The sequence below is a fragment of the Streptomyces sp. NPDC127177 genome (assembly GCF_042672475.1).
Taxonomy (GTDB): Bacteria; Actinomycetota; Actinomycetes; order Streptomycetales; family Streptomycetaceae; genus Streptomyces.
Map to the genome: position 1 here is coordinate 201745 of NZ_JBHXUW010000002.1, position 12439 is coordinate 214183.

The 12439-nt window shown below is 70.8% G+C and carries 10 protein-coding genes; 6 read left to right on the forward strand and 4 right to left on the reverse strand.

Features of this window, described 5'->3' with window-relative positions; translation table 11 throughout:
• Nucleotides 1-11: 11 nt before the first annotated feature.
• A complete protein-coding gene (locus ACFVJX_RS03305) occupies nucleotides 12-1031 on the forward strand; it encodes an aldo/keto reductase (protein ID WP_384125334.1) in 1020 nt (339 codons plus the stop codon).
• 71 nt (nucleotides 1032-1102) lie between these two features.
• Here ACFVJX_RS03305 and ACFVJX_RS03310 read toward each other — a convergent pair whose 3' ends face one another.
• Nucleotides 1103-1828, reverse strand: a complete 726-nt coding sequence (locus tag ACFVJX_RS03310) for an SDR family oxidoreductase (protein ID WP_384125336.1) — start codon at nucleotides 1826-1828, stop codon at nucleotides 1103-1105.
• An 87-nt stretch (nucleotides 1829-1915) separates the two neighbouring features.
• On the opposite strand from ACFVJX_RS03310, the gene ACFVJX_RS03315 reads away from it, so the two are divergent.
• Entirely contained in the window at nucleotides 1916-2794 is an 879-nt protein-coding gene (locus ACFVJX_RS03315) for a LysR family transcriptional regulator (protein ID WP_384125338.1), read from the forward strand.
• 137 nt (nucleotides 2795-2931) lie between these two features.
• Here the strand turns inward: ACFVJX_RS03315 and ACFVJX_RS03320 are convergent, their stop codons facing one another.
• From ACFVJX_RS03320 to ACFVJX_RS03330, 3 genes are all read right to left on the reverse strand, one after another.
• Nucleotides 2932-5619: an AAA family ATPase gene (locus ACFVJX_RS03320; RefSeq protein ID WP_384125339.1), complete on the reverse strand. Its 2688-nt coding sequence runs from the start codon at nucleotides 5617-5619 to the stop codon at nucleotides 2932-2934.
• Nucleotides 5620-5785: 166 nt separating this feature from the next.
• Nucleotides 5786-6484 carry an SRPBCC family protein gene (locus ACFVJX_RS03325; protein ID WP_384125341.1) on the reverse strand — a complete coding sequence of 233 codons (699 nt, stop codon included), beginning with the start codon at nucleotides 6482-6484 and terminating at the stop codon, nucleotides 5786-5788.
• Between the two features lie 63 nt (nucleotides 6485-6547).
• Nucleotides 6548-8050: a multicopper oxidase family protein gene (locus ACFVJX_RS03330; RefSeq protein ID WP_384125343.1), complete on the reverse strand. Its 1503-nt coding sequence runs from the start codon at nucleotides 8048-8050 to the stop codon at nucleotides 6548-6550.
• Nucleotides 8051-8402: 352 nt separating this feature from the next.
• Between ACFVJX_RS03330 and ACFVJX_RS03335 the strand changes: the two genes are divergently transcribed.
• From ACFVJX_RS03335 to ACFVJX_RS03350, 4 genes are all read left to right on the forward strand, one after another.
• Entirely contained in the window at nucleotides 8403-9014 is a 612-nt protein-coding gene (locus ACFVJX_RS03335; protein ID WP_384125345.1) for a TIGR03086 family metal-binding protein, read from the forward strand.
• Nucleotides 9015-9157: 143 nt separating this feature from the next.
• Nucleotides 9158-10339: a cytochrome P450 gene (locus tag ACFVJX_RS03340; protein ID WP_384125347.1), complete on the forward strand. Its 1182-nt coding sequence runs from the start codon at nucleotides 9158-9160 to the stop codon at nucleotides 10337-10339.
• Nucleotides 10340-10432: 93 nt separating this feature from the next.
• Entirely contained in the window at nucleotides 10433-11308 is an 876-nt protein-coding gene (locus tag ACFVJX_RS03345; RefSeq protein ID WP_384125350.1) for a helix-turn-helix domain-containing protein, read from the forward strand.
• A 167-nt stretch (nucleotides 11309-11475) separates the two neighbouring features.
• Nucleotides 11476-12339 carry an ABC transporter ATP-binding protein gene (locus ACFVJX_RS03350; protein ID WP_384125352.1) on the forward strand — a complete coding sequence of 288 codons (864 nt, stop codon included), beginning with the start codon at nucleotides 11476-11478 and terminating at the stop codon, nucleotides 12337-12339.
• Nucleotides 12340-12439 lie beyond the last annotated feature (100 nt).

Here is a 12439-nt window from a genome sequence, read left to right on the forward strand (position 1 = left end):
AGAACCGTTTCATGCAGTACCGACCGCTCGGCCGCACCGGCGTCCAGGTCAGCCCGCTCTGCCTGGGCGCGATGATGTTCGGCCCCTGGGGCAACGAGGACGAAGCCGACTCGATCCGGATCATCCACCGCGCCCTCGACGCAGGGATCAACTTCGTCGACACCGCGGATGTGTACTCCGCCGGCGTCTCGGAGGAGATCGTCGGCAAGGCCCTGAAGGACCGCCGCGAGGACGTGTTCCTGGCGACCAAGTTCTTCATGCCGATGGACCAGGAGGACCCCAACCAGCGCGGTGGTTCGCGGCGTTGGATCATCCGCGAGGTCGAGAACTCCCTGCGGCGGCTGGGTACCGACCACATCGACCTCTACCAGGTCCACCGCCCCAGCCCCGGCACCGACGTCGCGGAGACCCTCGGCGCGCTCTCCGACCTCGTCCACCAGGGCAAGATCCGATACATCGGGTCCTCGTCCTACTCCGGCTCCCAGGTCGTCGAGGCCCAGTGGGTCTCGCGGGAGCGGAACCTGGAGCGGTTCGTGACCGAGCAACCGCCGTACTCGATCCTGGTCCGCGGCATCGAGGAGGACGTGCTTCCCGCCGTTCGCCGCCACGGCATGGGCACCCTCACCTACAGTCCGCTCTCCGGAGGCTGGCTCTCCGGCCGCTACCGCAAGCACGCGATCGAGGGGCCCGCCTCCGCGGCCCGGCCCCGGGCACGCTTCGATATGGACACCCCCGCCAACCAGCGCAAGCTCGACGCCGTCGAACAACTCGCCGTCCTGGCGGAGAAGGCCGGTCTCACGCTCATCGAGCTCGCCGTCGCCTTCGTCATCAACCACCCCGGCGTGACCTCGGCGATCATCGGGCCCCGCACCATGGAACAGCTGGAGGCGTTCCTGCCCGCCACGGACGTCACGCTCCCGGCCGACGTGCTCGACGCCGTCGACGAGATCGTCGCCCCCGGGGTCACGGTCAACCCGGTCGACAACAGCTACGGCGACTTCGAGCTGCGCGCCGAACAGCGGCGGCGGTGACGCGGGACAGCCCTTAGGCGGATCACGGGCGGCCGACAGGCTCCACGCGTCGGCCGCTCTCGCGCGCAGAGTTACCAGGCGACGGCTCCCTTGTCGTCGAAGAAGCCGCCTCGGGGGCCGTCGTCGGGCAGGGTGGCGAGGCGAACGGCGATCGCGGCGCCCTGCTCGGGTGTTCGTTCCCCGGCGAACCCGGTGAAGTCCGTTGCGACGTACCCGGGGCATGCCACGTTCACGATGATGTTCGTGTCGGCGAATCGGCGGGCGTACTGTGCCGTGACGCTGTTGAGCATCGACTTGGAGGGTGCGTAGGCGGCCATGACCGGGCCGGTCCGCAACGTGAGCGAGCCCATGTTGCTGGACATGTTGACGATCCGGGGCGAGGCGGCACGGCCGAGCAGCGGGAGCATCGCGTTCGTCACCCGTACGACCCCGAACACGTTCGTGTCCAGGACCGTGCGCAGGACGTCGAGGTCGAGGGTCGTGGGGTCCTGCGCCCCAGCCTCGAACCGGCCGGAGATCCCCGCGTTGTTGACGAGCACGTCGAGTCGCCCGGTCTCCTTCTCGATGCGCGCCGCCGCTGCGGTGACGCTGTCGTCGGAGGTGACGTCGAGGGCGACCCCGAACGCGTCGACCTCCGCGGCACGCAACCGCTCGACGGCCTCCTCGCGTCGGATGTCGTCGCGCGCCCCCACGGCGACCGTGAAACCAAGGTTTCCGAGACCCTGAGCGATGGCGAAGCCGATTCCCTTGTTCGCGCCGGTGACCAGCGCTGTCCTGGTGTTGTTCACGCTGCCCATGCTGGGCGCGCTGCGTCCTTTTCGTCCAATATCGATCAGGTACGTTGTGATACCCGGCGGGTATCACACGCTGGATAGGGTGTGTCCATGGACGATCTGGAGACCCGCGAGCTGCGGTACTTCGTCGCGGTCGCCGAGGAGCTGCACTTCGGGCGTGCGGCTCAGCGGCTCGGGATCGCGCAGCCGCCGTTGTCGCGTGCCGTCCGACAGCTGGAACGGCGGCTCGGCGTCCAGCTTCTGGACCGGAACCGACGAGGGGTGGCCCTCACCGGCGCCGGCGGGGTGTTGCTGCGCGAAGCCCGGGTGTCCCTCGACGCGGTCGCGGCTGCCGCGCGCCGGACCCGACGCGCAGCGGATCTCCGGCGGCCACTGGTACTGGTGACGAAGTCCGGCGCGTCCCACGGACTGCTGCAACGGCTCCTCGCCTCGTCGTCGGCCGGCACGGATTCGGTACCGGTCGAAGTCGTCCTTTGCGAGGTCGGCGAGCAGGCACGGTTCCTGCGCAGCGGGCGCGCGGACGTGGCCCTCATGCACCGGCCGGTCGACGACCTGGCCGGGTTCGATACCGAAGACCTCCACACCGAAGGCCAAGTCGCCCTCCTCCCGTCGGGACACCCGCTCGCCGCACGTTCCCGGCTCACCCTCGCGGACGTCCGCGACGTGCCGGGCCTTCCCATCGCCCGATGGCCCCGGCTCGACGGCTCCTACCCCGACGGCCCCGGGCCCGAGGTGCACACCCAGTCACAACTCGCTCAGCTCGTCGCGCTGGGCAAGACGCTGCTCGTCATCCCCGCCTCCAGCCGCGCCTGGCAGTGGCCCGACCATGTCGCGGTGCCCGTCGTCGACGCCCCGCACATCACGACCGTGCTCGCATGGCCGGCCGGCCACCACTCACCGGCCCTCGCCGCGCTGGCCCGAGCTGCGGCCGGGTTGCGCGGTACCCCACCGGCTGCACCCGCGCGCTGAACACCGGCCATCTCGTCCGGCGCGACTGCTCGCCATGCCACCGGAAGCCCTTGTCGCGGAGCTACCAGGGCTTTCGGCCAACGCGGCGAGCGCGCGTGCTGGGCGGCGCGACGGGGCAAGGCTTGCCGGGAGGGGCACTAGTCCGCGGACCGCAGGTCGGGCCGGTCTCTGAGCTGGCGGCGGGAGTTGATGCCCAGTTTGCGGTAGATGTTGCGCAGGTGGGTGTCTATGGTCCGGGGGCTGAGGAACAGCCGGGCGGCCACCTCTTTCGTCGTCGCGCCGGTGGCGGCCAGCCGCGCTATGTGCAGCTCCTGCATGGTGAGCTGGTCGCGCGCGTGATCGGTACGGCTGCGTGCCGTCTCGCCCGTGGCGCGCAGCTCGCCGGCCGCGCGTCTGCCGAACGCCTCGAGTCCGGCTCCGGAGAACAGCTCGTGCGCGGTGCGCAGGTGGGGCCGGCAGTCCTGTCTGCGGCCCTGCCGCCGCAGCCACTCCCCGTACAGGAGGTGGGCCCTGGCCCGGTACGGGAGCATCGGCGTGTCGGTGAGGTGGGTGATCGATTCCCGGTAGTCGTTCTCCGCTCCCGTCACCAGCGCTCGCGCGTAGGCGGCGATCCCCAGGCCCATGGGGGTCGCGCAGGCCTCGGTGCGTTCGGTCAGCGATGTCAGCGCGGCAACGGCGGCGGCGTGGTCGCCGCACCGTACGGCGGCCTCCACCAGCTCCGGCAGGGTGAACCCGGCGGTGAAGAGTTCGCCGTCGGCGGTGGCACGTCGCGCGGCGGCCAGTGCCTCCCGGTAGTTGGCCAGGCCGTTGTTGAGGACGGCGTTCGCCCAGTGGATGTTGGAGGCCACCTGCCCTGTGGCCGTGACCGTCGCCATGACGGCTTCGAACAGTGCCGACGCCTCCTCGCGGCGTCCGCGCATCGCGGCCAGTTGCAGCCGGTGGTAGATGACCGGCGGCGCGCCGGTCGCGTCGGCGATAGCCTCCTCCTCGGCGATCGCGGCCATCGCTTCGTCGAGGTTGCCGGTGAGCGCGGCGGCGGATGCGGCCTGCGCGAGACCGAGCCGCAGGGTGAGCGGTGATCCCGACTCACGGCCGTACTTCAGCAGCCACTCGATGATCCGCATATGGGTGTCCGGGTCCCACAGCTCGGCCGCGAGGATGATCGCGAGCGCGGGGTGCCGGGTCCACAGGGGGCCCCGAGCCCCGTCGAGGGCCTCCCTGATCAGGGATACGGCCGCCCGGTGCCCGTTCGACGTGAGGATGTCCAGCGCGTCCAGGATGTCCGGTGGGTGCGGCGGCGCGGACTTCGCCTCGGCGAGGACCCTGCCCATCACACCGTTCGGACGTCCGACGAGCAGACTCGTTTCGAGCGCTTCCAGGTAGCTCTCCCGGGAACGTTCGGGGTCCAGGGGCGCGAGCCGTCGCGCGGCGCGCAGCATCCACGCCGGACCCTCGCTGTCGTCGGCCCGGACCAGGGCGATCCGGCCCCGGAGCAGTTCGGTCTCCGCCCGCTGGAACTCGTCAAGACCCGAGCTCTCGGCTGTCCTGAGCAGCGTGGCCGCCTTGTCGGTGGCGCCCGCGTCGAGGTGGGCGCGCGTCGCCGCGAGGGTCCGCTCGGTCCGCTGTGCGGTGTCGGGCGACAGCTCCGCCGCGCGTTCGAGGAAGGCGGCCGTCGCCGCCGCACCGCCACGGGCCCGTGCTCGGAGCGCCGAGCGCTCCAGTTCGGCGGCGACCTCCTCGTCGGGGACGGCGGCGGCCTGGGCGCGGTGCCACGCGCGCCGGTCGGGATCGGCGACCGGGTCGGTGACTTCGGCGAGCACCCGGTGGGCCAGCCGCCGTTCGCCCGCCGAGGCCGCGTCGTATGCCGCGGACCGCGCCAGCGGGTGGTAGAAGCGCACGCGGGTTCCGAACTCGACCAGTCCGGTGGCTGTGGCGGCCGCACCGGCGGTGGGCAGGTCGATGTCCAGACTGCGCGCGGCGGGCCAGAGCAGCCCGGGATCGCCGGTCGGGTCGGCGCCGGCGATCGTGAGGAGCAGTCGCGCCTGTGCGGGCAGACCGGAGAGCGTGGTCCGGAATCCGTGTCCGACCCGGGTCGGCACCGAGGCGGGTCGCGGCGGGACGAACCCACCGGCTCTCGGCAGGGCGACCAGAGCCAGCGGGTTGCCCCGTGCCTCGTCCACGAGCCGGTCACGCACCTGTTCGTCTAGCGTCTCGTGGCTCTGCGCGGCGAGCAGTGCCCGTGCGTCGGCGTCGCTCAGCCCGTCGACGGTCAGGGTCGGCAGGGCGTCCAGTCCGCTTGCCCCTGACGGCGGCCGGATGGCGAACACCATGGCGACCGGCTCGGCCGAGACGCGCCGGGCCAGGAACGCCAGCGCCTTCGACGAGGCCGCGTCCAGCCAGTGCGCGTCGTCGATCACGCAGAACACCGGGCGCTCCTGGCCGGCCGCTGTGAGCAGCCCCAGGGTCGCCAGGCCGACCCGGAACACGTCCGATGTCCCGGACTCCAGGTCGAAAGCGATCCTGAGTGCCCGGCGGTGTTCGGTGGGCAGCTCGGGCAGGTGACCCAGCACCGGAAGGCAGAGCTGGTGCAGCGCGGCGAACGGCAGTTCCGCCTCGAGTTGGGACCCGCCCGCGCGAAGTACGCGGAATCCGGACGCCGCCCCTGCCGCGTGCTCCAGCAGCGTGCTCTTGCCGATACCTGCCTCACCACCGAGGACGAGAGCACCGCCCCGGCCGGCCCGTGCCGCGTCGATCAGCTCACGGAGGCGCTGTGTCTCGTGCTGCCTGCCCAGCAGCGGACCGTGAGTGGGAGCCGACGTTCGCACAGCGCGTAGGCTACAGCGCCTGGTTCACCGAGCCGGCAGGGTTCTTCGGCCGGTCCGGGACCAATCCGGGGCCAATCCCGGGACCAGTCCGGAGCCGCTCCCGGGGCGGTCCGGCCGGTGCGGGGCATCGGCCGCCCCGCCGTACGGGTCGGTGCGTGTACGGCCGTCAGCTCGCCGGCTCCTCGACTTCGGTCTTCAGCGCCCGGAGCCAGACGTCCAGCCCTCCGCCCAGCATGTCGGCGACGGCGTCACGGTCGTCCCCCTGCAGCGACTCCAGCAGCGGGGCGTCCCAGGACTCCTGGGTGTGTACGTGGGTGCCCTTATCGGTCTTGGTGAAGATCCAGAGGTGCGTCCCCTTGTCGATGGCGATCGCCTTGCCCTTCGCGGGCCCCTCCCAGATCACGCACGAGCCGGGCTCCATGCGCTGGACGCTCGACGTGATCGTCAGGGTGTCGGCCGGGGCGAATTGCGACTTGGGCACGGGAGTTGTCCACCGGAACCTGGACGTGGAGGAGAAGGCGCCGGAGTCCAGGCGCTCGATGCTCAGGACCGCGTCCTGCCACTTCTTCCAGTTCACGACGTCGGTGTGCACGTCCCAGACCCGTTCGACGGGTGCGTCGATGTCGATGTCGGAAGAGCGGGTGAGGGCCGCATCGGGATCCGTGCTCTTCCCGCCGCAACGGTTTCCCCGGGTCTGTCCGGCCGGCCCGGTGGCGGATGCGGTGGGGGCCTTGGCCTTCTGCGCCTTGGGCTCCGACTCGTCGCCGGAGGCGCAACCGCTGAGGGCGATGGTCAGGCTCACGGCCGCGGCGATCGTTGCGGCGGCCGTCCTGGCGGAGCGGCGAGGGGAGGCGGAGACGTGCATGGGAGTCCTTGCTTCTCGGTGTTGTGGGCCGGCGGTGGGCCCGTGTGTCGGCGTGTGGGGATGTCAGGAGTGGTGGTGTGTCTGTGGCACGGCGCCGACCTTCTCGCCCTCGCCCAGGACGACGAACTGGCCCATCATTCCGTCGTCCTCGTGCTGCAACAGGTGGCAGTGGTACATGTACGGCGTGTTCGGATCGGTGTGGCCGTGGAAGCGCATCGCCAGTCGGTAGTGCTTTCCCTGCGCCAGCAGGACGGTGTCCTTCCAGCCGCGCAGGTGCGGCTCCGGCTTCCCGCCATCGACCGTCAGCACCTGGAACTGCACGTCGTGGACGTGGAAGTTGTGCAGGTAACCGTTGTCGTTGACCACGTCCCACACCTCGACGGTGCCCTCGCGGACACCGAAGTCGATGCGGTCCATCGCCATCGAACGGCTGTTGATCCGGTCCGACGCGAGCACGAAGGAGCGTTTCCGCGCGACCGCTTCGCCGGCGAGGTCCGGTGCGACGCCGAGCGAGGCAGGGATTTCGGCGCCTTCGGACAGGGTTGCCGCGGCCTGGAACCGGCATATGTCGAGACGGTCGTCGAAGCCGTCGAGCCGCCCCAGGGTGCCGCCGTACTCGGACGGGTAGGAGCGCAGATCGACCCGCTCGCCCGGCTTGAAGGCGACCACGATCTCGGCGCGTTCCCCCGGCGAGAGATACAGGCGCTCGGTGTTCCACGCTCTGGCGAGCAGGCCGCCGTCGGTGGCGACGAGCGAGAACGTCCGGTCGTCGGAGAAACCGAAGTGGTACAGGCGGGCGTTGGAGCCGTTGAGCAGCCGCAGCCGCACGAGCCCGGTCGTGACGTCCACGTACGGGCCGATCGTGCCGTTGACCAGTACCTCGTCGCCTATCACGCCCAGCGAGCCGCCCAGCGGCGTCCTCTTCTCGAACTGGTTGTCCCCGTCGAACGCACGGTCCTGGACGATCATCGGGATGTCGTCGACGCCGTAGTCGGACGGCAGCTTCGACGCCGCTGTGTCCTCGTCGTCGACGATGAACAGCCCGCCGAGGCCCCGGTACATGTGGTCGGCCGTCGCGCCGTGCACGTGCGGGTGGTACCAGAGTGTCGCGGCGGGCTGGTCCATGGTCCACCGCGGCTGCCAGGTCCCTCCTGCCGGGACGACCTGGTGTGGTCCACCGTCCATGGCCGCGGGCAGGTGCATCCCGTGCCAGTGGAGCGAGGTCTCCTGGTCCAGGCCGTTGTGCACGGCGAACCCGACCTGCTCGCCGCGCCGCGCGCGTATCGTCGGACCGAGGTATGTGCCGTTCACACCCCAGGTGCGGGTGGCCGGACCGGTCTTGAACCGGGTCTCGCCCGACTGGATGCCGAGTGTGAAGACCCGGACGCCCGAAGAGTTGGTCTTCGACTCTGCCAGCGGCGGGATCGACAGGGCCTTGTCGAAGGCGATCTTGCCGACCGTGTCCTGCTTCGCGGTGGCGTAGTAGATCCCGTAGCCACCGCCGGTGAGGACGACTGCGCCCCCGATGCCGTATCCGAGGGCCTTCAGCGCTGTGCGTCGTTTCATGGGTACACCGTCACGCGCCGGAGCGCCGCTTCGCGTCGGCGCAAATTACGTAGACGCGGTGTTCCGCGCTCCCGGATCCACACCGCGGCTGCTGGCGGTTACGGCGGCCGGGCCTCGGCGTACGCAGAAGTCCGCTGACGAACGCAGAAGTCCGCTGACATACGTAGTTCTTGCCGACGCGAAGGATCCGCTGCCGCGGAAGGGTTTCCGCAACGAGGCAGCCCCCGGCGGTCCGCTACCGGACCGGACTACCGGACTACCGGGCCGGCCGCTCCGCTACGGAATGTGGAACGCATGCGGAACGCCTCCTCGTTCCGTAGCGCGTGTTCATCCCGACGAGGAAAAGGAACAGATGTCCTCTCATCCGGTGCTTCCCGTCCTGAGCCGCCTGGCACATGTGATCGGTGCGACGACTCCCCGGCAGGACACGGCGCCGACGCCCTGCGCCGATCTCGACGTGGTCGCGCTGCGCCGGCATCTGCTCGGTGGGATCGGGTACTTCACCCTCGCCCTTACCGACCCCGAAGGTGACCGGCGGCCGGATCCGCGTGCCTACACCGGTCCTGACGGGGCCGAAGTCCTGGTCGCGGCGATCGGGGAACTGTCGGCGGCCGTGCGTGCCGCCCTGGCCGACGGCATCGAAGCGGTATCCGTGCGGGTGCCCGCGCTGGGCGGCACGTTCCCCGGCGACTACGTGCTGAGCATGCTGGTGGCCGAGGCCGTGGTGCACGGCTGGGACATCGCCCGCGCCACCGGTCAGGCCTGGCGACCCGACCCCGCCGCGACGGAGCAGGCGCACGCGCTGCTCGCCGACCGGATCGAACCCGAGTACCGGGGTGGCGCGGGCATGCCTTTCGCCCTCGAGGTGCCGGTGAGCCCGGACGCCCCGGCGCTTGACCGGTTGCTGGGCTTCGCGGGCCGCTCACCGTACTGGACGCCGCCGTCCGTCACCGATGGCCGCTGACCGGGGCAGGCGGCGCGACTGGTCCGTGCGGGCCGTCGCGGCCCTTCCTTCCACACGGCACCGGCACGGCACCGGGACAGACGCCGCCACAGGCAGCGGTGCGTCGGGCGCCGCGGAATTCGTTTCATCCGTCTCCTGGAGGCATGTTGTTCCCCGTTCCCACCAGTGATGTCGATCTGCACGCCGAACCGGCGCGCATCGACCCGTACGACATCTACGCCGAGCTTCGGGCACTCGGGCCTGTGGTCCACCTGCCCCGCTACGACCTCTACGCGCTGCCCCGCTACGACGAGGTGCGTGCCGCCCTGATGGACTGGCAGACGTTCTCGTCCGCGCGGGGAGTGTTCGTGGATCCGGACGTGAACGCCCGGCTGGAGGGCATCACGTTGTGCAGCGATCCGCCCGAGCACACGGCGATGCGCTCGGTGCTGGGGCGACCGCTGCGGCCGGAGCGGATGCGCGAGGTGACTCCGCGCATCGAGGCCGAGGCCGACCGGGCCGTCGAGCGGCTGGTCGGCCGGGGCCGGTTCGAGGTGGTCACCGAACTGGCGGAGTACCTGCCCATGGCCGTGGTGTCGGATCTGGTCGGGCTCCCCGATCAGGGGCGGGAGAAGATGCTGGAGTGGGCCGCGGCCATCTGGAACACCCAGGGGCCCGCCGATGACCGGGCGGCCGCGGCGGGGCCCGCCGTCGAGGAGTTCATGGCGTTCGCCATGAACGACGCCGTGCCGGGAAGGATCGACCCCGACGGCTGGGCGGCCCAGCTCTACGAGGCCGCCGGCCGCGGTGAGATCCCGCACGAGAAGTGCCCGGTCATGATGCTCGACTACGTCACTCCCAGCCTGGACACGACCATCCTCGCGATCACCAACACGGTGGCGTTGTTCGCCCGGAACCCGGACCAGTGGGACCTGCTGCGTGCGGACCGCTCGTTGATCCCGCACGCGATCAACGAGTCGCTGCGTCTGGAGACCCCGGCGCCCCAGTTCAGCCGGGTCCTCACCGAAGACCACGAGATCGGCGGAGTTCGCCTGGCCGCCGGCTCACGGGTCGCGCTGCTCTACGCCTCGGCCAACCGCGACGAGCGTCACTACCCCGATCCCACCCGCTTCGACATCACCCGCCGCCCGTCGGACCACCTCGCCTTCGGACGGGGAGAGCACGTGTGTGTCGGTATGCACCTGGCCAGGCTGGAGATGAGCGCGCTGCTGGAAAGGCTCGCCGACCGGGTCGCCGGCTTCGAGGTACTCGAAAGCCGACCGATGATCAACAACGGTTTGCGCGGTCTCGACCACCTGGAGGTGGCGATCGAACCCGCGAACTGACGGAGATGAACCTCGCGAGATCTACCGCCGGGGGAGAGGGGGTGGCCGCTCTCACACGGGCCGGGCCCGGGTGGGCCACGTAGACTCGACCGCATGGTCCGATCGTCCCGTGGTGAGGCGACCCCCGGGATGTGGCGGCGCGAGGCGGGCACCGTGGTGCGCCGGGGAGTGGCGCTGCCGGAGCAGGCGGCGGCCCCGTTCGCCATAAGCGCCGGGTTCCGGGTTCCTCGCGTGCCCACGGAGTGGGCGCCGCACTCGCATCCCCTGCACGAGCTCGTCTGGGTGCGTGGGGGAACGCTGACGTCCCGGGTGGGGGGCCGCGTCTTCACCGTGTTCGAGGGCAACGGACTGTGGATGCCCGCGGGGGTGGTGCACGAGGGCCGGGCGACGGCGGGTGCGCGGTTCTACAACGCCTTCTTCGCCCCCGACCGCACGCCGATCGCGTTCGGGGAACCGAAGGCCATCGCGATGACGCCGTTGCTCGAGTCGCTGCTCACCCATCTGGCCGGCGCGGATCTGGAGGCTCGGGCCAGGGCGCGGGCGGAGTCCGTCGTGTTCGACGTGATCGAGCCGTCCGGGCACCAGTTCGCGTTGCAGCTGCCTGGTGACCCCCGGATCGACGCGATCGCCGAAGCTCTGCTCGACGATCCCGGCGACTGCCGCTCACTGGAGGAGTGGGCGCGGACGCTGGGGACCAGTGAACGCACCATCACCCGCGCGTTCCGTCAGGCGACGGGTCTCTCCTTCGCGCAGTGGCGGCAGATGCTGCGGGTGCACCGGGCGCTCATGCTCCTCTCCGAGGGTTTCGATGTGATGACGGTCTCCGAGACACTCGGCTACGCGCAGCCCAGCTCGTTCATCGCCGCCTTCCGGCGGATCATGGGAACCACGCCGGGTGCGTTCTTCGGTGCGGTCGACGACACCTCGGGAAATGTCCGGAATCCCGTATCGAGTGTCCAGAACTCCTGATTGTCGACATCGCAAGCGGAATATAACCTTCTCGGAGTTAGGTGACCCTTAGTTGTCTCTCGCCGTGGACGGTGCTGTCCGTGCGCGGGGTCAGCTCATGGCCCGGCCGGTGAAGGCTGGACGAAGGGTGCCGCACTCCTCGCCCCTTCGAACGTCCGGACTCATCGATGTTCACAAGCCCCTTCCGGCAAGCCGGTAGCCCCGCGGCCGATCCCGCCGCCCCGGCGGCCGCGCTCAACGGGCACGACCTGCTGCTGCGCTACGGCGGCAAGCCGGTCGTCCACGGCGTCTCGATCGCCCTGGAGCCCGGCCGCGCGACCGCCCTGGTGGGGCCCAACGGCAGCGGGAAGTCCACGTTGCTTCGCGCACTCTCGCGGCTGCACCGGGTGGACGGGGGCCGGGTGACGCTCGGTGCTCCGGACGGACCGGCCGAGCGTGACGCGTCCCTGCTCAGCGCCCGCCGGTTCGCCCGCGAGGTCACGCTGTTCTCCCAGTCGAGGCCCGCGCCCCAGGGGCTGACGGTCACGGAGGTCGTGGCGTTCGGACGCCATCCGTACCGGAGCGGCTTCGCCGGACTGACCGCCGAGGACCGGAGCGCCGTCGACCGCGCCATGGGTGTCACCGGCGTGCGGGACATGGCCGACCGGCCGGTCGGGGAACTCTCCGGCGGGGAGATGCAGCGCGTCTGGCTCGCGGCCTGTCTGGCCCAGGACACCGGCGTCGTGCTGCTGGACGAACCGACCAACCACCTGGACCTCCGCTACCAGATCGAGACACTCGACCTGGTCCGTGACCTCGTCGAGCAGCACGGCATCGCGGTCGGGATCGTGCTGCACGACCTCGACCAGGCATCCCGTGTCGCGGACACGCTGGTCCTGATGCGCTCCGGCCGCGTGCACGCGGCCGGCACCCCCGCCGACGTCCTCACGGCCGAGAACATCGGCGAGGTCTACGACATCCGTGTCGAGGTGGCCGTCGACCCTCGCACGGGCCGTCTCCGCATCGACCCGATCGGACGCCACCCCGGCTGAGGCGAACGGACACGCGCCCCCGACCGAGGCGGCCGGCCCCCTGAAGCGCCCGGACATCCCCGAGTTCGAAGCGCCCGGACGCCCCTGGCCCGAAGCGCCC